This is a genomic window from Methylomonas sp. ZR1 (genome assembly GCF_013141865.1).
In the GTDB taxonomy this organism is placed as follows: domain Bacteria; phylum Pseudomonadota; class Gammaproteobacteria; order Methylococcales; family Methylomonadaceae; genus Methylomonas.
Genome location: NZ_RCST01000001.1, coordinates 725,544 through 746,499, shown reverse-complemented (window position 1 = coordinate 746,499; position 20,956 = coordinate 725,544). Strand labels below are relative to the sequence as shown.

11 protein-coding genes and 2 riboswitches are annotated in these 20,956 nt (G+C 54.1%); all 11 genes read right to left on the bottom strand.

Features of this window, described 5'->3' with window-relative positions; all coding sequences use genetic code 11:
• Positions 1–177: 177 nt before the first annotated feature.
• Positions 178–10,758, bottom strand: a complete 10,581-nt coding sequence (locus DDY07_RS03360) for a filamentous haemagglutinin family protein (RefSeq protein ID WP_171694806.1) — start codon at positions 10,756–10,758, stop codon at positions 178–180.
• 42 nt (positions 10,759–10,800) lie between these two features.
• Positions 10,801–10,879: riboswitch (cyclic di-GMP riboswitch) on the bottom strand.
• A gap of 565 nt (positions 10,880–11,444) precedes the next feature.
• Positions 11,445–13,034, bottom strand: a complete 1,590-nt coding sequence (locus DDY07_RS03355) for a ShlB/FhaC/HecB family hemolysin secretion/activation protein (RefSeq protein WP_253734393.1) — start codon at positions 13,032–13,034, stop codon at positions 11,445–11,447.
• A gap of 109 nt (positions 13,035–13,143) precedes the next feature.
• Positions 13,144–14,703: a hypothetical protein gene (locus DDY07_RS03350; protein ID WP_033159018.1), complete on the bottom strand. Its 1,560-nt coding sequence runs from the start codon at positions 14,701–14,703 to the stop codon at positions 13,144–13,146.
• A gap of 100 nt (positions 14,704–14,803) precedes the next feature.
• Positions 14,804–15,595, bottom strand: a complete 792-nt coding sequence (locus DDY07_RS03345) for a hypothetical protein (RefSeq protein WP_033159019.1) — start codon at positions 15,593–15,595, stop codon at positions 14,804–14,806.
• Between the two features lie 39 nt (positions 15,596–15,634).
• Positions 15,635–15,713: riboswitch (cyclic di-GMP riboswitch) on the bottom strand.
• A 700-nt stretch (positions 15,714–16,413) separates the two neighbouring features.
• Complete coding sequence (gene gspM, locus DDY07_RS03340) at positions 16,414–16,929, bottom strand: type II secretion system protein GspM (RefSeq protein WP_165385940.1); 516 nt, start codon at positions 16,927–16,929, stop codon at positions 16,414–16,416.
• Entirely contained in the window at positions 16,910–18,103 is a 1,194-nt protein-coding gene (gspL, locus tag DDY07_RS03335) for a type II secretion system protein GspL (RefSeq protein ID WP_171694805.1), read from the bottom strand. Before gspL ends, gspM begins: the two co-directional genes overlap by 20 nt.
• Positions 18,096–19,031, bottom strand: a complete 936-nt coding sequence (gene gspK, locus DDY07_RS03330; RefSeq protein ID WP_171694804.1) for a type II secretion system minor pseudopilin GspK — start codon at positions 19,029–19,031, stop codon at positions 18,096–18,098. Before gspK ends, gspL begins: the two co-directional genes overlap by 8 nt.
• On the bottom strand, positions 19,028–19,606 hold the full coding sequence (gspJ, locus tag DDY07_RS03325) for a type II secretion system minor pseudopilin GspJ (RefSeq protein WP_171694803.1): 579 nt from the start codon (positions 19,604–19,606) through the stop codon (positions 19,028–19,030). The genes gspK and gspJ overlap by 4 nt, the downstream gene beginning before the upstream one ends.
• Positions 19,596–19,973: a type II secretion system minor pseudopilin GspI gene (gene gspI, locus DDY07_RS03320; RefSeq protein WP_171694802.1), complete on the bottom strand. Its 378-nt coding sequence runs from the start codon at positions 19,971–19,973 to the stop codon at positions 19,596–19,598. The genes gspJ and gspI overlap by 11 nt, the downstream gene beginning before the upstream one ends.
• Positions 19,970–20,512 (bottom strand): type II secretion system minor pseudopilin GspH, encoded by a 543-nt coding sequence (gene gspH / locus DDY07_RS03315; RefSeq protein WP_171694801.1) that lies wholly within the window; start codon positions 20,510–20,512, stop codon positions 19,970–19,972. Before gspH ends, gspI begins: the two co-directional genes overlap by 4 nt.
• Positions 20,497–20,928: a type II secretion system major pseudopilin GspG gene (gspG, locus tag DDY07_RS03310; RefSeq protein ID WP_171694800.1), complete on the bottom strand. Its 432-nt coding sequence runs from the start codon at positions 20,926–20,928 to the stop codon at positions 20,497–20,499. The genes gspH and gspG overlap by 16 nt, the downstream gene beginning before the upstream one ends.
• Positions 20,929–20,956 lie beyond the last annotated feature (28 nt).

The following is a 20,956-nucleotide window of genomic DNA, read 5'->3' as shown; positions in this document are numbered from 1 at the left end:
AACATAAACTGGATTATCCCAACGTTTTTTTACATGATTATGACGGGCGGGAAAGAATCGAAAAAACGGGAAAAAAATAGTATTAATACGACCGAGTTAGCGCAGGCCGACACGCCCACTGCCCGCTGCGAACACGGGCAATTCAGCCATTGTCGGCCTGAATGGCAAGACAGCAGGCTATTCACCAAAACCCAGAATATCCACGCTCAAGATACCCAAGGTGTTGGTCGCTGCCTTAGCGAGTTTTTCGGCTGCATCCTTGCCAACATTGCCGGTGCTATCCAGCGATTTGCCGACCGCCGCCGCCACATTGCTGACACCGGTCAAACCGGCGGCGATGCTGCCGGTCGCGGCGACCGGCACGCCCACGGCAGAACCACCAACATCAATATTATCCGCGCCCACAATGGCCGTTGCCGCCAGCGTGATGTTATTGCCTCTGATACCCGCCTCACCGGCATCAATGATGCCGCGCGGTGCAAACAACAACACGTCGCCTGCTCCTACCGTTCTGATACCGCCGCCCTGCAACACCGGCGATACTTCCAGTACCGGCATCCCCGCCGCGTCGTAACTGACTTTAAGCGGTGGAGCCGCCAACGCGGTTTGCGCACTCCGACCGGCATCGACATCGCCTTCAGTGGAACCGCCGGTTATATTGCCGTTACCCAAAGTCACCACGCGCTGGATGTTCACGTCGATGTCGTTGCGGGCCAGCAGATTGGCCTCACCCTGCTTTTTCACGATCACGCCCAACTCATCATCTTCCTTTGCTAAACCAATATCGGCGGTTGCCAAGCCCACGGTAATGCCGCCATTGGGGGTAAACAGATTGGCGTCGCCGCCGTCCTTGGTTTGTATCGAGCTTAAAAACAGCGATATATTGCCCAGCTTGGGCCTGACCAACTCACGGGCGTCGTCTTTCTCGCGGTCGCTAGCGCTGGCAAAGGTTTTGCCCTGCCTCGTCAACTCTGCTTCGATTTTTTGCTGCAGCGCGGCGTTCAAACTATTCAAGATATTACTGGCGCTGGTATCGGCGTTAACTACAATGCCGTTCGCAGCGTCAACACGGTAATCGCTATTGCCTGCCAATAAGGTGGTACCGGGGAACAGCGACTCGATGGTAGCCAGCAATTTTAGCTCGGCCAGATCCTGCGCCTGTTTGGTGGTGGCTTTGGCCAGCGTGCTGGCATTGGCTTTTACCTCCTGCAAAAACACCGATTGCACGACGCTTAACAGCTTGCTGTCTAACCGGGCCTTATCCACCGTGGAAAGCCCGCTAAATACCAGTTTGGCCGCATCGACACTTAACGACGGGTCGCCGGTGATGCTGCGCATTTCCTGCACGAACAAATTCAGGTAACGCTGATTTTCCAGGACGTATTTACCAGAATTTGCCATAAACCCTTCGGCAAAGCCATTGCTGTCCAGCGCACCGCCAGCCAAACCGGCAATCACGGCAATGTTGGCACCGTCATCGGCCAGCGCGGCGTTGGATTGATCGCCCGAAGATGTAATGCCTATGGACGATCCCAGATTCACATCCCGGCCCGCCAGCGCGGTTAATTGTCCGGGACCGGCCACGTCTATGCCTTGATCAGCTTCGATGATATTGCCGGTATCGGGGTGAATATTGATCGTGTAACGAATGTCTCGGCCGGCATTAAAGATACTGACCGCGTCGGCATTGTTATGTTGAATATTAAACGTGGCGCGGACAATATCCTTACCGGCGCTGACCTCGGCGGGCTTGGCCAATACGAATACGATGTCATCGTCGATACGGCCGATGTTGCCGGTGCCGGTACTGATCAACACCGGATTCGGGTCATTGGCGTGCAACGGCGTGCTGGCATGTATCGCGGTGGGCGATTGCGGTTGCTGAATATCCAGAACCTTAAGCACATTGTCCAAGTCGGTTAAGGAAGACCCGAAGAAGGGCAATGCGGCGCTAGGTAATGCCGCGGGTTCCGCATCGCTCAAAATAATCCGCGGATTACCCTTACCGGTTAAATTCTCAGCCGCGAATAACTCCAAGTCACCCTGCGCCGATGGGTACAACGTAAAGCTCTTATCGACGGCAATATTGCCGTTCAGTGCGTAGGCTTGTAGGCCGGCCGGATAAACCAAAAAGCCCTCGGAGATATTGGTATTGGTGGCCTTCTTCAAACTAGCGATGTCGTTTTCCAGGCCAAGGTCGCCGGAGAGCGTGGTCAATGTCACATTGCTGTCGGTGCTATAGCGGAAAAACCGATTCGACGAGCCATTAATCAAATCGACCGACTCCGGCAAGGTCACGAACATCGGATCGACAATCGCTTCCAGGGCCATGGACTTGCCGGCGACGACATTAAACTGCGCATCGCCCAAAGCCAATATCGGATTCAAACCCTTGTTGGTACCGGCTTTCAAAGAGCCGTGCGCATAAATATCCGCCGCCCCGCCATCCACATAAAACACGCCGCCGGCGATATCGCCACCCGCCTGCAATTGCAGATTACCGCCGCCGTTCACTTCGACCACATTGGTCTTGAACGTGATAACAGTGGCATCCGCTACCGGCGTATCCCGTTCACCTACCTGTTTACCGGTGGTAGGGACCATCACCGACAAGTCTTCGACATTTCCGCCCGCGCTGATGCGGACATTACCGCCGCCGAAAGCGGTTACGCTTTGCTGATGCTGACGAGAAAAGCCACTTGAGTCGCTGATACCCAAGGCCACGCCCCAGGCTGTCGGACGTTCCGAGTTAAATTCCGTACTGTGCTGATTGCTGTTGGACCAATCGCCGGTGCGCACCAAGGCATCACTGAGCAATTGCGCACTAGGTTTGGCGTCTATATCCCGCCCCACCTGAATGCTGATGTCGCCGCCGTCCAAAGGATATTCTGCGTAGAACAATGCGGCCAAATCCGGTCCGCCGCTGCCCCAGCGTTTGGCATCATCCACATCCGCCCGGCCCGCCGTGTAGATCGCCGAGTTTTGATTACCGTAAACCAAGTCACGCGCCGCACGAATATCAATATCGCCGGTGCCGGTCCGCACGCTGACATCATTGGCTAAACTGACGTCGCCGCTGCCGGCACTGGTCAACAGACTGGCAGAGGCCAGCACTGTCATTGCATCGGCGGAACCCAAATCGGCGCCGCCGATCAGCTGGTAACTCCATGAAGCTCCGGTTTGCAAATAATCGCTGACGTTGATCGGTCCAAAACTTGATGAATTCAAAACCCCGGTGGAAAAACCGTCGCTCAAATTGGCATTGATTAACAAATTGCCTTTCGCTCTAAGCGTTAACACCCCAACCAGATCGTTGTTCGCGCCATAACGCCAGGCTTCTCCGCTATCGAGTTTCCCCAAATCCCAAGTCTCGGCGATAGTCAAATTGCCGCTGCTGCGAACTTCCACCCCGGGGATGATGGTAAAACCGGCGCCAAAGCGGCTGTTAGCCACATTGGCCGCCGCCAAATCCGCCATATAAGCTAGATTATCGTTATGCATCGCCTGCTGTTCGGCGGAGGCGATACGGCTGTTGTGATAAATGCGCGCGCCTTCAACGGTAACGTCGCTATCGCCAACGATAGTACCGGCAGCGATGGCTTTGACGTTAATGTCCGCCAAACCGTCGCCGTCGGTATCTTCGCGGTCGGCACGTAAATACACCTCGCCCGCCGCACCGGTTCCAGCCGCTGCGACGTTGATACGCGCGCCGGACTGGATCTCAATGCCGGCGCCATCTGCCGTGGCCCCATCGATAGACGACAAACTGACCTTGCCGCCGTTGCCGTTCACCGCTTGCGCGTTCGCCAGAATCAGCGCCGAGCTATTCAGCGTCAGCAGATCTTCCGCTGCCAAGGTCACCGAACCGCCATTCGCACCCGCAGCATCCAAGGTGCCGGCAATGCTGATACTGCCGGTGTCGGCGCTCAGATTGATCGCATTAGCACTCACAGTTTGCCCAGCCTCAACCACAATGTCGCCGCTGCGGGTTCTCAGTTCGACAGCACCGCTAAAACCGGCGGCGGTAAACACCGCATTTAACACACTAAAGCCGCCGGCGCTCAAACTGCCGGTATCAATGGCGACCCGGCCACCGTTGGCCTTACCGACGCCATGAGCATCGATAAAACCGTTGAATTGCACCTGGCCGGCGCCGGCTTGCGCGGACAACAATCCGGCCAGCATATCGGCGTTACTGGCGTTTAGCAGTAGCTTACTGCCTGCTTCGGCGCTGACATTGCCATGCTGAGAACTCAGACCGATTTTGCCGCCGGACAGATTCACCGGCTTGCTTAAGCCCGCATAAGCCACCGCGCCGGACACATCGATCAATGCATTCCCACCTAAGGTCACATTACCCTGCAAGGCATTCAAGAACACATTACCGGTTTGATACAACAAAGCCGTGTTCAAACCAATGCTATCGGCTTCCAACAGTAATTGCGCAGCTATGCCTTGGGTAGAAGCGGTTAGCACCTGGCTGCCACCCGTGAGCGACAAGTTATGGCCGCTGGCACTGATGATGGTTTTAGCGCCGTTCTCGGCACTGACATAAGGTGTGCTGACACTTAAGTCGGCCAATGCGGTCAAGGTGCTATCACCCTTGCCCATCATGCGCTCACCGGCATTAACATTCACTGCGGCAAATCCCGACAGCTGGAATTTACCTTGGTCCAGCAGCAGCTCTTGCACATTGATATTCAATACCCCGCCGCCGTCGCCCGCCAAAACACTGCCCGTAGACTTACTATTGGCAATACTCAGGGTTTTCACATTCAAAGACAGGGTTTTCCCGGCATTGGCTTTGCCCGCCAAACCCAAGGCGTCGATACGTAAATCACCGAATTGAAAAGGCTGACCCAGCGCATCGGTTTGCAATAACTCGCCGTACAAATTGACCATACCCCGGCTGCTCAACACCAGCTCATTAACAGTCAAGTGCGCGAGCTGAGTATTATCCAGCGACAGGCCGTTCGCTACGCCGGCGGTCTCGCCGAGGTTGATGGTCTCCGCGCCCAGATACAAGGAACCGCCGGCCAGATTCAATTCGCCGGCCATTTTGGTCCGCCGTGTCGAGTCCAGCGCCACCGAACCCGCGCCGGCCGAAATGATCGCGCCGGCATTTATAGTCAGATCGCCTTTCAAGCCCTTGGCGCCGGTTCGGTTGATCGTTGCCTGTTTGCCCGCCGATGCGCGCAGCAATGCCCCATCTCCGTTCAGCTCCAGCACCGTATCGCCATCGGTATCCGCAACCGCGCCGCTGGCTTCGATTTTGGCACCCTGTTCAAGCGTGACGGTTTCGCTGGCGGCCAGCAAGGCCTCCGGCGCTTTCAAGGTCGTGTTTTGAGCTAGCGTCACCGACTTGGCGATGACATCCAGCTTGGTGTGGCCGGTCGTCGCGTCAAAGCTTCTCACCGCCCCGAGCAACAAACTATCCACTCTAAACTTATCCAGGTCGCTAACCAACAATTCAACATCGTCGGTTGCGGCGGTTGTGCCCAAGGCCAATTTATCCGCCACGATGTCGACCAAGCCGCCACGTCCGCCCTCGACCACATCGGCCACCACGGTGGGTAGCTCCAGACGGGTTTTGGCGTTTAGCACCAATTGCCCGGCATCTTGCGGCAGACGCGGAATCGCCAGTTCTTTATTTACCGCTCTATCCGCGAAAAATTGGTTGGCCGAGCTGATGTTGTATTCGCTGCGGGTTTTCGCGATGCTGCCGGCTTCGACGACAAACTCCGACCAATACTGATCGCGGATGTCTGTTCCGGCAACGCTGCGGTAGCCGGTGACGACAGCTGCGCCATCGACCCGGGTTCTACTGGTGCCGGGAATGGCATTGGCGCTGCCGGCGACCGGCGCCACCAAAAATGCATCCGGCAATAAGGCGTAACGAGCCGGCAGTAAGGCGTAGTAGCCGGCGGCAAGGCCGCTACCGGCACCGATGTAAATGCTGTCGCCAGTCTTCAAACCTGATTCGGGAAACGATTTGGGGTCGAACGGCGAATAACCGGACATACCCGGCACGACCGCAAAGCGCTGATCAGTATCAAGAACATCTACCGAACCGCCATCACCGGGAATAAATTCGAAGCCCAATAAATCGCCGCCGCCGGATAAATCTACCAAAGCACCGTCTTCCCGAAGGATTTGCGCGGCTTTAACGGTTATTTTTTTCTCTGGGCTTTCAAACACCCGCTTTTTATCCGTTTCAGCCGGTTTCAGATCGGGGTTGACCACGTTAAGATTGTTGCCGGTGCCGGCCAATGGCAACAACCATTCCAAGCCGCCTTGCGTCACGCCCAACGGGATAATTTGCCCCTTGGCCGAGACCGACGTAACGCTGTCGGCGCCGAAGGTCACCGATTTTGTCGCGTCCAAAACGATCTCACCCAAGGGCGCGGTGAGCACGCCGTTTTGGACGATATTCGGACCCTGCACGGTCAAACTACCCAAGGCCGACAGCACCGGCGTTGCACTACCGCTTTTGTTGAAAGTCACCGTGCCGTTCGGATCGCCGGTGACCGCCAAGGTAAACTCGGTCAAGGAGGTGGGATAAACCTGCGCCGCAGTTAAATTAAGTTTGGAAAAGGTTTTAAATTCGCCAACAAAATCCAGTTCCTTACTGTCGATCCTTATACCTTTCAGGCGAATATCGCCAGCGGCGGCAAGATCAACCGTATTAAAACCGGTCGTTACCGAGCCACCGACCAAATCGATTAAATCGGCATTAACCGCCAATCGGCCATCCCCGTTGCTGGCTTTTACTAGCGGCGCGCGATAGCTATCCGACCCCAAAGTCGCAGTAGTAGCGCTGATTTGCACATTACCGGTATCGGCGGCGGTGTTCCGCTCCCAACCGAAATTGACTGCATCCAAAGCAATAGCGTTATTCAGTTGCAGATCGACGTCGCCAGTAAAACGAATCTCACCCTTCTCTCCGGATACGGCCAGATCCACAGAGCTAAAACCGCCCTCGCTAATCTGCTCGGCAGCCAGATAGCCAATGCCGGTCAGCCGGTCGCCGGGCGAGTCCTTCTTGGGTAACGAATCGCCGGGTTTAGAAAAAACGGCAGAAAACGGTACATTCCGTTCCTGGGAGATTTTCAAAATGCGCGGCGCGCGCGGAAAGATGGAGTTCTCTATGTCCGAATCGCGGCGATTGTCTACGTTAAGAAACACCGACAGTTTGCCGCCGGAGGTGCCTGGCGCAACGCCGCCGGCGGCTTGCATATCGCCGTCCAGGAACGCGCCTTCGGCGGCGGTAACGTTAATGCTGCCGGCATGCGAACCTACTAGCGTGGCAGCAAAACTCGCGCCTATCGCGGCGGGACTATTACCCGGTAAATCCAGGATGTCTTGGCTACCGGATACATTGATCAAAGAGCCGGCCTGGGAGGCAAAAAAGCCGCGTTGCGCATTGACGACCACCTTGCCGCCGTCAAAAACCTTACCGATACGCCGGCCCAAGCCGTCCACGGTAATTTGACTGCCGCCGGACACATCGATGCGGGCAGTGCTGCCCAGCCAGATGCCTTGATTCTGCTGGTACTGCGGATCGACCTCACTTTGATCGGGAATAATATCCAGAGCCACCGTACCGCCATGTGCGACGATCCGGCCATCCAGCACCAGGGACGAATCGGACTCTAGCGTGACGCTGCTTAAATCGTCGGCGTTAATCGTTGCGGTAGCAGCCACCAGCAAATTGCTGTTGGCATTAATCCCCGCGGCATGATCGGCTCGCAAGGTCAATTTGCTGGGTGCGCGCAGTTCCGGCAACAAGGTCGTCAAATCCGCGAACGCTCCGATACCGTCGGCATTAGCCTGTTCCAGATAGGTGTTGTTTAGTACTCTGTTCTGTTGGCGCAGCTGGATATTGACGCCGTCTTCCACCGTCAAGCCGTTCAGGTTTGCGCCTATATCAAACTCGGCAAAACCGCCTTCGCCGAAAAACGTCGTAGCGATTTGCAAAGGCTGTACGCCGCCATCGCCTATGCTAGGCGTCTCTTCCCGGCGAATGGCTACCGCATTGGCTTTTACGGTAAAGCCGCCGCCTTGTTGCATGGCATAAGCGTGCATGACACCATCCAGCAACACGTTGGCGCCGGCCTTGTCTATGGCAGGTTCGGCGACCAACACAATACCGCCCTCTTTAAAAGTATCACCCTCGCCGGTGTTTCTTTGCGCCTTACCGGCTTCCAGCTTACGGTCTTCGTGCAACCAGGCCCCGGCGCTAATGTCGATCAAGCTGCCGGCCCGCAAATTCACGCCGCCGCCGTTACCCTTGGCCTTGGCAATAAAACTACCGCCGTCTATGGCCACCGTCTTGCCATCAAGATTTTCCGGCTGGGCGAAATCGTTAATCCATTCCCCGCGCAAATCGATTGTCGCCCCGGAAGCCAGGTTAATCTCGCCTTGCAATCCCGGTGCGTTGGTTTCGGCGGTTTCCAGTTTTACCGTGGCGCCGGCACCAACGATATTGCCGCGCACGTCAATCGCGCCGCCTTGTAACGTCAGATTACCGCCGGCCGCCAAGCGCAAGGTCGCATTCTCGGCAAGGCTGATGTTACCGTTGGTTTTAAACACCGCAGTATGCACGCCGCCGTCGATGAGTTTGTTAGCATCCACGGCCAGAGCCATGGCCAAGCCGTCATTTCCGACCGGGAACACCTCGTCGATATCCAAATCAACGCTGTTTTGCACACCAGCGGAGAAAATCAAGGCCTGCGCATTACTCAGGGTAAACGCGGTATCGACGGTCAGACGGCTGCCTTTGGCCTGCTCGGCCAGCGTCCGCTGCCGCCTGCCGTTAGTGGTTTTACCCAATAGCTCGCCGTCTAAAATCGCGTTGTTGGCTCGAATCATCAGGCTGCCGGCGTCCTGGCCTTCCACATAACCCGGTTCGAAACGCGCCAGCGTGAATGGACCGTCGATTTTCCAGACTTTGGTGATGCCCCATTTCTGATATTTTTTCACCACCTCGCCGTAAATCGCCTCGTAAGGCACTAAAGGATCGGCTTCGCTAATATCCACCAAGCGGCCATTGGCCAGCAGTTTACTGGTGGTAATAAAGCCATCCAGATAGGTAAGCTCGCCACCGGAAAAGTCCAGAACCGCGCCTTTTTCCAGGATGACATCGCCTTCGGAGTTAAGCACAATCTCGCCGCCGTTAACCATCCGTTCGGCGACCGTGCGGCCAATCCCTGCCACGGTGGGCTCAATGTCCGTGAGCGGCGTACCTTCTCGGATGTCCACCAAGACGGTCTTACCTTTTAATATCCCGGTCTTTTGCAACGGCGCGTCTTTCAATTCAAAGTTGCGCAGTTCCACTTCCAAGACATTGCTTTCCATGGTGCGGATGACTTTATCGGTACCGGACACATCGATTTTCGCGCCGGCATCGATCAGGATCCGGCTATCGTTTTTTTGGCTGTTGTCGGCAACCGGATTTAACGGCGATTTGGTCGCGGTAATTGATACCTTGCCCGAAGGCGCGTTGATTTCCGACCCAGCCTGTAAATGCACCTTATCAGCCATAATCTCGACCCGAGATTGCGGCTGCACCTGACCGGGTACAGCGGTTTTCTCCACCAACACCTTGACGGTTTCGCCGGACTCTAGATTTTGCGTTTCCTCAATGTATTCCACCTCGGGCAAAATCTCGGTAGTACTGCCCGCACCCAAAGTCACTTGCGCGGAACGCCCCAAACCATCGCCTTTATCTGTCGTGCGGGTGGTGGACTTGGCGGCTATTACTGTCTCGCCGCCTTCGGTCTTGGTGGTGAAACCCTCCCTAGCCAACAGACGGATAGTGCCGTTCACATTGGTGGAAGTCGTTGCCGACACCTTGCCGCTTTGTTTGACGGCAAAGCCCATCAAGGTGACGTTACCGCGATTGGCGGCGATGTTGCCCAAGTTTTCCACCTTGCCGCCGGTTTCGACTTCCACCAGCAAGCCGCGCACATCGTTATTGCTTCTGTCATCGGCGGTAGGTGCTTCCTGTAAGTACACCTTGTCGGTCGCCGCCGCCATGATCACCTGGCCGCCGGGCGATTCCACATCGCCTTTGTTCATGATGCTCGGCGCAATCACCAGGATGCGGCCGCCCTCGCCGGACTTAATCCGCGCTCCGCTTTCCACTTTGATTTCGATGGGAACTTTTTGGCCGTTAGCATCCAGCTTAAAACTGCCGTCGGTATTTTTTTGATAATAATCGCCGGAACCGACAAAAGCGGCGCGACCATCCTTGGAGACAGTGCCGATGGTTTCTTTATCAAAGGTTTTTTCGAAACTGACATCCATCGTCGAAGCCACCAAACCGCGGGCATTGACCACGGAATCCCTACCGAACACGAAACCGTTTTTATTGACCAAATATATCTGGCCGTTGGCAGTCACCGAGCCCAAAATCTGGCTGGGATTTTTACTGGGATCGACGATTTTATTCAGCGCGATGGCGCTGGCGCTGGGCTGTTTGAACTCGACGGAACTGTCGGCACTGACGTTGAATTTATCCCAATTCAGAATAACCCGGTCGGTTTCCTGATTAATGGTCATATTATTGCCGATGACGGAACGACTGGCGCCACCCATGCTGGCCCAAACCGCGCTGGGCACCGGTAACTCGGCGCAAACCGGCGAGACGAAAGCGATCAGCATACTGCCCGCGACTGCCGACTTTACGCAAGCCGCAATAGGATTTAATCTGAAAAATACCGCGTCGCCATGCTGATGCTGTTGTCTATTAGTCATAATTTCGCCTGTGCCAATCCAAGAAACAACCGAATAAAATCAGTTGGCAACCCGGCTGTCTTGACTGACAAGACCCGCGGCTTTCCGCCCCCGCCTCGCAACGGGTTTAGCAATATTTAAATAAAATGGTAAAAATTATAAAAATAACTTTTAACTACCTAAATAACCGTTTAATTCAGAATAAATACTAATTTAAAACAGCCGCATAATAACTGTACAAAAGTAGTATCAAGGCAATATAAAATATTACATATTTATTACATGAAATAGATTTGCAATAAATATGTAATATTATTAAGCGAAACCTATAATCTAAAATAATCGTATTGCCCGCAAAAGCGGCTGCCCAGGGAAATCCACAACCTGGATTCGCTGCACGGTCTGCGGCTCCCGCATACGCGAGAATGACGAGTTTTTAGCGACCCTCTAGGGAGCCACTGATAGTGTCTTTTCCCTCAGCAGGCTGTCGTAAACACGCCTTGCCCGGAAGGCGATACCGTTAATTCTTAAGGGTCCGCGTAGGGTGGATAAGCCTTGCGCATCCACCACGATTGCCGGATGCGCTTCGCTTATCCAGCCTACGATTCATTAACGCTGTTTTGACTGAATAATTAAGACAGGAGCGAATAACCCAAAGACACCAGTTAATTCGCTCCCGTCTTCCGCAACCATTCAGCCACCGCGCCCTAAAATTGGGTAGCAATCCTAAAGTCCACCCTATTCTCGCCGCGCCGGACAGTGCCTTGGTCCAGCAGCGGGATACCAAAATCAAACTCGCCTTGCACATGTTTAAACATATCGAAACGTAAACCCACGCCGGTGCTGGCCAGCGCCATTTCATTAGCATTACCGGGCAAGGCATCGACAATCCAGCCTTTCCCGGCATCGACAAACACCAGCGCCCGCATTTTGTCGAACTCGTCCCATTCGTCCGGCACCAGCCGGGGGCTATACCATTCCAGCGAGGCGGTCACCCCGTCATCCGACAGCGCATTAGTTTCCAAATAACCGCGCACGGTTTGATAGCCACCCATTGAAAACTGCTCGTTACTGATCAACGGCGAATCGGTGATCTGTCCGGACATGCGCGCCGCCACTTCCATACCCCATGGCAAGTCATGCCGGTAATCCATACCGCCGCTCAGATAGATAAAATTGGATCGGGCTAAAAAGCGCTTGTCGGCAAACTGCTGCTCATCGCTGCCCAAGCCGCGTATCGCAAAATTAACGCCCACATTGAAAGACAGCAAAGACTCGGCATCGCGGTAATTGCCGCTGTACTGGGCCATGAACGGCAGATAACTGATAGGGGTTTTTAAGGTATCCGAACCTAATAAATTCAAATCTTCCTTAAAGTCTTTGTAATCAACGCCTAGCGTCGCAGTGTGGGTGTAATTATTTAGGGTCTTCAGCGGCGACACAAAACGCGCGCCGTAAATATCACCGCTACCAATCACCGATAAGGCGCCGGCGCTGGCAATTTGCGACGTTGACGATGAACTGACCGCGTATAAGGCCAGGCGCTTATCGTCATCAATGACCGGCAGCACATAACTGCCCACCAAAACCTCCACTTCGTCCGGATTTTCCGGCGAGGTTTGATACATAAACGAAGCACTGTGAAATTTTTGCCAGAGATTGTCGTAACGCAGCGATACCAAGGTCCGTAAGCGGCTGGTGTTTTGCGTATTGTGAGAATTCACTTCCACCTTGCCGTGCAAAGGCAGTTCGTCTTTCACCTTTAGATCCACTTCCAGCGTGCCCGGCGTTTCACCGGCGCGCAGCACCGGCACCACGGTTCTATCCTGGCTCTCGCCGGCCAACGTGGTCAATTGCTCCTGCATTTTTTGTAGATTGGGGACATTACCCTCGGCCAGCTCAGGTACTTTGGCTTTAATGGCCCCCAACGAGAAATAACGGGAATCGGTAACCCGCAAGCGCGACACCTTGCCTTCCGTCACCTGTAAATACACGACGCCGCCGACCACGTTCTGTTCGGGAATATCCACGGAGACGGTTTGATAACCTTTACTACGATAAAGCTCTTCCAGTGCGGTACGGGCTTCCTCCACGGTATCGATGGTTTTTTTCGGCCCCAAAAACCGGTAAACCGTGCGTTCAACCAGTTTCCGGTCCAATAAGGTGCTGCCCTTCATCCGCAGCTCCAGTAAATCGAATTGATTGCCGGTTTCTTCCGCCTGACCAAGCGCGCTGGCCGTCAGCAACACAGCCGCGAGACCGAAACGGACCGAGCCTAAAAACAAATGTTGTTTCATTTCACCCATCGCAAAAAAAGACAGCCTCCGCAAGCGAAGGCTGTTTGTATTCAATGCGCATCCTTGCGCGAACCTCCAGCTATTACACTAAAGGTTTGTTACATGCTGATTACATCGGCTTGCTGGTGTTGGTAGATGATTTGATAACCGGCACTTGGCAGTTGCTCAAAGAACCTGAGGCAGCGTGCGAGTAAGGCATAACAGGTGCATTGACATTCAAGGTGTCGGTGAAGTTGTTGCCGTTACCGATAGCCAGATAACCTGATTGACCGAATGGGTGAACAAAACCAATGTTCAACTCGGTAGCCAGAATGGTTGGTGAAGCCGCGTCGGCAGCGATTTTAGCGATGACGGTAGATTTATCCGCGCTGATACCTTTACGCCATTGGAAGGTTTGCTCAACCCAATCCATATACTTGCCTCTGAAGGCTTGTTCCAGAGTCGGTGCTACACCGTCCACTTTGATAAAGCGGTAATGCTTGGCGTGCGTGGCATTGTTTTCCAAGCTTTGGTGACCGATGGCCCAGCCTCTGTTACCGGCAGTGTTAACCGCAGTGTTGAACACGTCTGGATTAGTCGTAGTGATTTGTTTAGCCACCGCTTCGCCGTCGGCAAAGTCTTCCAGACACAACTCCATATCACCGGAACCGCTAACTTCATGCTTAACAGGACCCGCTAAATTAGAACCCGTCCAATCAGGTGACAAACCGGCAGTACTGCAAGGGTTGTTCAGGAATTTGACGTATTGTTGTGCGCCGGTACCGGAACCGTCGATACGTTTGCAAAAGTGCACTTTAGTATCGTTAGGGGTAACGTTTCTGACAGTGCCATCGGAATCGGTGTAAGTCAAACCGGCAGTCAAGCTGGTTAAGGCAGTGCCGTTTACTTTAAACTCGGACCATCTTTTGATTTGACCGGAGATCAATTCAGCCACTTGTTGTTTGCTCAAGCTAGGCATACAGGCTTCGGTGTAATCGCCCGGTGCGCAGCTGCCGCCAAAACCGGCCAACAGGTTTTGCGCTCTTTGCAAAGCCACGTACAAGTTATCGGAAACCGGCACACCAAATACCAAAGCCGCCGCAGGCACCACGTTCAGAGCCGCGTCGGCAGCCACTGGATCAACCGCAGAAGCGTTTGAAGGTTTGTTTGGGCCAACAAACAATTTTGGCTCGACATCGGAAATACCGGCATCGGACAGCACGTTGGTCAGGTTAGCGCCGCTGGCGTTGCAAAACCAAGTGTTGGTCGCGCCTTGTTGCGTGCAGTTACCGTTGTCGATACGCATCGCCGCAATCGCCACGCCGTCGATCAGCGGGTTAACGCCTTGCGCAGAACCGCCGGCAGAACGTTTGTGGAACAGGACTTTAGCCGTGGTTGCCGCAGAACCGTTGACGGTCAGGCCGGGTACGTTAGTAGAGTTCAGTGTGCAGAAATAAGCACTATGGTTTTTACCTTCGGAACCCGCTGTACCGTTGTCTTTAAATACATCCAAAGTACCGGCGTCGCACAAGTTCACAAACAAGGCAGCCAGGGCTTTGTCTTGCGCGCTAGCGCCGGACATGAAGATTTCGATATCCGGCGTAACGCTAGGCGCATGTGCGGATGCACCTTGCGAGAAACCTGCCAGAGAAGCCACTGCGATAGCAGCAGACAATAATTGCTTTTTCATTGTATATCTCTCAATTGATTGAATTTAGAGTGTGAGCCGACCCGTTCTTGAAGAGGGAACCAGCGAAACAGAATCCGGCCGGCTCAAGACGTTTGCGGGATTAAACCGCCAGCGATTTACGGCGAGTGGCGCGCAGTACACCCATCAGACCGGCGCCGAACATCCAAACTGCGGCTGGCAGCGGCACAGCAGCAGGTGCAGCGGTGTAGGTCAATGAACCGACATTGCCGTTGATTGCAAAATTCCATGTACCTGGAAAAGTGACTAATTCGCCAGTGTCGAAGTCGCTATCATTGACTTTTTCATGAACAAAGGCCAAAGCGGTGCCCAATTGGCCTTGCCCGGTAAATGGCAATGCGGTTTGCAAATCATTACCGTAAACAGCAGTGTAGCCTTGTTGGCCGACTGTTTTGAAGGTGCTCAGGTTGTTGGCATTAGCATCTTGAGTTTGGATATAGCTGACCAAATCATTCCATTTACTCATGCTGTTGCTAATGTCTGCTGCGTTGGTATCGAAAGCAGCAGGTGCAGGAACTACTGAAGTTGTATAGAAACCATACTTAGCAGTATCTGAAGGGTCGTTCAGTAATCCATGTCCACCCGAAACACCCCAAGTAACGTTGTTGCCGGCAGTGTAAGCAGCAGCGAACGATTGGAAGTTGTTGTCGCTCAGTGTGAATGACAATGGTTGGCTGGGGTTAGCCAAAAATTGTTCAACAGTGATGCCCAAATCCAGCGTGTAAGAGTTTTGTGCTGTGTAGTTAACCAGGTTAAACAAAAACTCACTACCGTCTGCTGTTGCATCGCCGATAGCTTGGATACGCGCTTCCGCGGCGCCTGAAGCGGCCGCTGCCAATACTGCAACTGCCAACAATTTTTTAGACAATTTCATTTTTAAAACCTCATGTTTAAATTTCGATTAATGACATAAGGTGACAGCCCAGCCGTCTTGACCTGCAAGACCCGTGACTTTCCGTCCCCGCTTCACAACGAGTTTGGCTTTTACACGCTTTAGATTGCACTCGACACCATCTAACATCCTGACAGCGCCGCTTTGTTGCCCCCGCGACCATGTTCCGCCTAGCCTCCTCCCTATCCTCTTCCTTCGCCGCTCCTTGTTCGTGCCGTCCGTGTTCCCTAGTTGCTCCCGAATCTTTGCTGAACGGCCGTTCCTCAACCCCTCAACTTGGCGCGAATTATTCCAGAGCAATAGCGGCGTTTCGGTTACAGCATTGTTAAATTAACGTGACATGTAATACATCTGTATTACAAAGCCCGCTGCTAACACGAAAATTCAGCTGATGACTGGGCGCGGGAGGGAGCGATGAAATCTAAGATTCTATTTGCGGGGGTCGCATCAGTGCGATTCAGTTAAGGAAGAAACCCCTTCTCCCTCCGGGAGAAGCTTGGGATGCGGGAATCAAATAAAGCTATTTTCGGTGTAGCCTAGGTATTAGTGGCCGCTAGCTCTCGACGGCAAGGGCCTTGCTGGCTATTGAGCAAGTTAGTTAAATCCAAAAAGTCCGTCATGCCGCCGGGTTAAGGGCGTCCGGTGCCATGGATGGCAAGCTTCGAACTCTGCGTGCGCTGAACACGGCATTCCCCGACAAGCAAACGCCTTGCGACCGCTTCACCAATCGATTGGGAACACTGGGCTCCCGCCTGCGCGGGAGCGACGGACGTTAAAGGCCAGGCTAATATGAAGGCGGGCTAAACAACGCCCAACAAGACTTTGGCGTTAACGATACCGTCCGCATCGGCCGGTTTTTCCACATCGATTTGCAGCACTTGCAAGCGGTGTTTGGTTTCCAAAATTGTCAGCCATGACATCAGTCGGTCGAAGGCCAGATTTTCCAGCCAGACGCTGACTTTGTCCTCGCCTTCCGGTGACAGATGTTTGATCGCCGGTTTTATATCCAGCTGTTGGCTGCTGAAATCGACTAACGCCAGCGGCGATTGATTACCGCCATCCACTGCCGGCGTATCAACCGCGGCTTGTTGCCGCAAAGCCGCCGCTTCGTTGCCGACTTGTTGTAAATAGCTATAGATTTGCTGTTGCGCCTGGATTTTTAGCGTCAGCAAGCGGCTCTGCTCCGCCATCGGTTGGTAAAACAGCAGGTATGCGCCATACACCAGTACGACCAATAAACCGCCCAGCCCCAGCACTCGCTCTCTGGGTGATAGTTCAGCAAAACGCTGGGTTAAGTCATTTTTCGCGAATCTCAAGTTGCGCCTCCACGCCGTTTGCGCCGCTATCGGCGGATTGAAGTTTCACCAGCATGCTGCTTTGCAGTTGTTGTTTGAATTGCTCCAGCTGGCCGATGTCATCGGCAACCACATGCAACTGCAAACCGCCGTTCAGGAAATTGAGCTTTTTCAGGTGCACGGCGGGCGTGTCTTTCAATACCAAGCCGGACCGGTAAAGCAAGCGCATGAAACCGCTACCGACGGAATCGTGTTGTTTTCTGAGCAGCGCCAGTTGTTGCTCGGCTTGGGCTTTGACATTAACGATACGTTTCACTTCGGGAAAGCTTTGTTTGAACAGCGCTTGGGTTTTTGCTTCCAACTCGCTCAGCTCGGCTTGCTGTTGCCAGTAGGTGTGCAATAAGGCGTAGCTCTGCACCGCCAAGGCCACCGCCAGAATAATGGCCGCCGGCAGCCACTGTTGCCAGCGGTCTACCTTTCGGCTGCTGACAGCATAGGCACCGCTCAACAAATTCAGCTCTACAGGCAATAATTCGACGGCACTCGCCATGAATGACAAAGGTGCTTTGATGACCGTGTCCATACCGGTAATAGCCAAACCGTCCGGCAGCTTGCTGTCTTCGCTGCCTTTGCATAGCAGCAAAGTCTGAAAATCAGCACCTTCGGCACGGACTTTTTCCAACAGCTGCGGCAGAAACAGCGCATCCACACCACCGCCCAAATAGGCAGCGCTGCGCAGAATGGCGTTGCTGTCGTCGAGCAACAAAGTCGCTGGTCCGGGCTGATACGGCAGACATAAGGTTTCCGGATACGCACCATCCAGCTGCAAACCGGCTTCCTGAAACGGTGTAAGCAGCGCCGCTAATGTTTCGTGCGTAATCGCCGCCACGGCGAGTTTATCCCGGTCCTGCTTTAACCAAACCAGATGATAATTTTCCACGTCCTCGGCCAGTAAATCTTCCAAGGCAAACGGCAAGGCTTTTTTCAGTTGCGCGGTGGTTTTAACCGCCAGCTCGATTTGCAATAACAACACCGAGGCAGCCGGCAATAACAGCAGCACAGACTTACCCTGCGCAGCCGCTGTTAACTCGGCCATCGTGCCGGATGCCGGCTGGCTATCAGGCTCGGCAAGATTCAACCATTCCAGTTTATCGGCCGATTCGGCGCCGAATCTGACCAGCAGTTTCTCAGCCATGCGCCAAGCCCTGGCGCTGGCGCTTCACCACTTGCGCGCCACCACTATCGCGTTGCAATTGCGACTGAAACTGCAAATGGGTTTTGCCCATATCAATTTGCCCTTGTAATAAAAAATTTTGCGAACTGACACCCAAGCCGTATTTACCGATGCCGGCATCGGCAACCGCTTCGTCCTTTAAAAATTCGGCGACTTTTGCGAAAGGCTTGCCTCTGGCCCTGAACATGGACGCGGCCCGATCGGCGCTGATGTCGTCCGCCAAACAGCGCAGCACCATGGCGCTGGCGGTATTGATATTCAGCGGCGCGTAGCCTTCCACCACATACACATACGGCAATAATTTCGAATAAATCTCGCGCGTCATGCCTTTTACCAACAGCAACTCGCTAACATCTGCAAATTGCCGGTTCGCGGCGCGGTAGGCCGGCTTGGATCGAGTATAGGTTTCGTCTTCCGCACCGTGCGGATAGCTAGCGTCCATATCCGCGTCTATCCAATCCACGATTGCCTGCGCCAATTCGGTTTTCAGTTTCAGTACCGCCAGTAAGCGCTCCAGACGTTTCACATCGGGCGCGGATACTTTGCCCTCGACCAATAAGTTGTTCAGATTGATCCGGCCTTGCAAGTCATCAAGCTTCGCTTGCATCGTACCGCCGGCCACAGTTGTCCTTGCCAGCGGTTCGGACCAGGTGTCATCCAAACCATCGACATCACCCACTTTGGCATCGGCCGCCAGCCGGCCAACAGCCCAGCTTTCCAGGCCATACGCATATTCCCAGGCTTGCATGCTACGCAACTGATTTTCGGTGCGGCGTATATCCAGCTGCCGCGCGCTGGACATGGACACCACCGCGACCGTGGCGATAGCCAGTATCAGCATCACCGTGATCAACGCTATGCCGCGCTGCGCCTGATGCAGCGATCTCATTCCCGCACCAGAAACAGCCGACGCATATCACCCAGACCAGCCAAGTTAAAATTCGCTTCCACCGCTTTGGGTAATCCGCTGCCGTCTGCCGGCCAATGCGTAGTCCAGTCGCTGCCGAAAAAGCGCAATTCAAGCGCATTAACATCCAGCAATTTTTTCCGGCGAAACTGCGTCTGTTGGGTACGATCCAACACGGTCCAAACTTGCCTGTACAAACTGCCGTTTTCCAGGCGATAACTGACTCGTTGCAACTGACTTTGCATGGCCAAAGCCGACCATTCCGGCACGCTGCGGGTCAAGGTCAGCAAATCCTCGCCATTACCACCGGAAAACGCCGGCTGTTCGCTACCGAATTCGTCACGAATAGAACGCGGTAAGGCTTGGGCCAGATCTTCGTTCAGCAGATACAAGGTTTGCTGCAACGCAGCAATGCTCTCCGAGCGCTGTTCGGTTCCGGCTCTGGCATCCAACACCGCACGCAAACCGGCATAAGCCATGGCCGCCATGATGGCAAACACGGCCATCGCGATCAGGATTTCCAGCAAGGTAAAACCGCGACCGGCGCTATTTTTCATGGCCTGCCGGAATATGACTAAGCAGACCGGCGTAAGGTGACTTGTCGCCTTCCAGAAACACCTCAATCCGGTAATCCCAGACAGTGCCGCCGAGACTCGGCGTCACACCGCGCCTGGCCTGCCAATACCAACGCCTGCCAGCCATCGTTTCCCATCCATCCCGGTTTTCCGGTTTTTCGGTATCCAAACGCAATTGCACCGCATGATTGGCGGCTATCGTTGCTGCTATGGTTTTGTTTTCCAGGTACCAGAGGTTCTTGGTGTTATCGGCGGTAATCTTGATCAGACCGGCCATCAGGATGGCTAACAGGGCCAGCGCAATTAGTACTTCCAACAGCGTGAAGCCGCCGTTGCCGGAGTATTTCATGGCTTCACGGCGACACTGGAAATTGCCAAGCCCTCATCCGCCGTATTACTCAACCAAAACCGGAACTCGCTTTTGGCTAAATCCAAAGCAATTTGAAACATCGCAGAGGCCCCGTCCGGGGTAAACACAATCTGCGGTTCAGGATGTACTTGGCCGCCGAACCGTTGATTCAGATACACTGGCTTTTCGTCTAGGCTTAAAGCCAATCGCATACCGGCTGGCAAATCCCGCTGTCTAAATAGCGCATCGCCAGTCTCAGCCTGCCACTTGCCTTGTGCCGGCGACAGAAAACGATAACCCTGGCCAACCAACTCCAAGCCGATACTTTCGCCGCGTATCATCGCTTCCTGCTCAGCCAGAGCCAGCAATTTTGCCAGCCGCTCAACTTCCAATTGTTGCTGCTTGCTGTGATCGGCATTGCCCATCGCCAGCATCGCCATGCTGCTCATCAAGCCGATCAGGACCATGGCAATTAACAGTTCTATCAGCGTAAAACCGCGCGCCTTCAAGCTGTGGTACGGCCTTATTTTTGCACCCAATTGGTGATGTCCGCGCCGGCTTCGCTGCCGCCTTCCACACCGTCGGCGCCAAAGGAATACAAATCAAATTCGCCGTGCGCGCCGGGCTGCATATAAAAATACGCTTTGCCCCAGGCATCGACCGGCAATTGATCCAGATAGCCGCCCTGCTTCCAATGCGCGCCGGCCGGTAGATTGGCGGGTTTATGCACCAAAGCTTCCAGGCCTTGGTCGGTGGTGGGATAGCTGAAGTTATCCAGTCTGTACAAGTCCAGCGCGGCGCTGATGGCCCTGATGTCTTGCAAGGTGCGCGTGGCGCGGGCCTCGTCCGGTCTGCCCATGATTTTCGGGACGACGATGGACGCCAAGATGCCCAAAATCACCACCACGATCATCACTTCGATCAGGGTAAAGCCTTGCTGTTTTTTATTGCTCATAACGGTTTAAAGTCGGATTGGTTTAAAC

What these genes read in the sequence shown, in the direction of transcription:
- DDY07_RS03360 (WP_171694806.1), bottom strand. Translation starts at nt 10,758, where the DNA reads ATGACTAATAGACAACAGCATCAGCATGGCGACGCGGTATTTTTCAGA.
- DDY07_RS03355 (WP_253734393.1), bottom strand. Translation starts at nt 13,034, where the DNA reads ATGAAACAACATTTGTTTTTAGGCTCGGTCCGTTTCGGTCTCGCGGCT.
- DDY07_RS03350 (WP_033159018.1), bottom strand. Translation starts at nt 14,703, where the DNA reads ATGAAAAAGCAATTATTGTCTGCTGCTATCGCAGTGGCTTCTCTGGCA.
- DDY07_RS03345 (WP_033159019.1), bottom strand. Translation starts at nt 15,595, where the DNA reads ATGAAATTGTCTAAAAAATTGTTGGCAGTTGCAGTATTGGCAGCGGCC.
- gspL (WP_171694805.1), bottom strand. Translation starts at nt 18,103, where the DNA reads ATGGCTGAGAAACTGCTGGTCAGATTCGGCGCCGAATCGGCCGATAAA.
- gspK (WP_171694804.1), bottom strand. Translation starts at nt 19,031, where the DNA reads ATGAGATCGCTGCATCAGGCGCAGCGCGGCATAGCGTTGATCACGGTG.
- gspJ (WP_171694803.1), bottom strand. Translation starts at nt 19,606, where the DNA reads ATGAAAAATAGCGCCGGTCGCGGTTTTACCTTGCTGGAAATCCTGATC.
- gspI (WP_171694802.1), bottom strand. Translation starts at nt 19,973, where the DNA reads ATGAAATACTCCGGCAACGGCGGCTTCACGCTGTTGGAAGTACTAATT.
- gspG (WP_171694800.1), bottom strand. Translation starts at nt 20,928, where the DNA reads ATGAGCAATAAAAAACAGCAAGGCTTTACCCTGATCGAAGTGATGATC.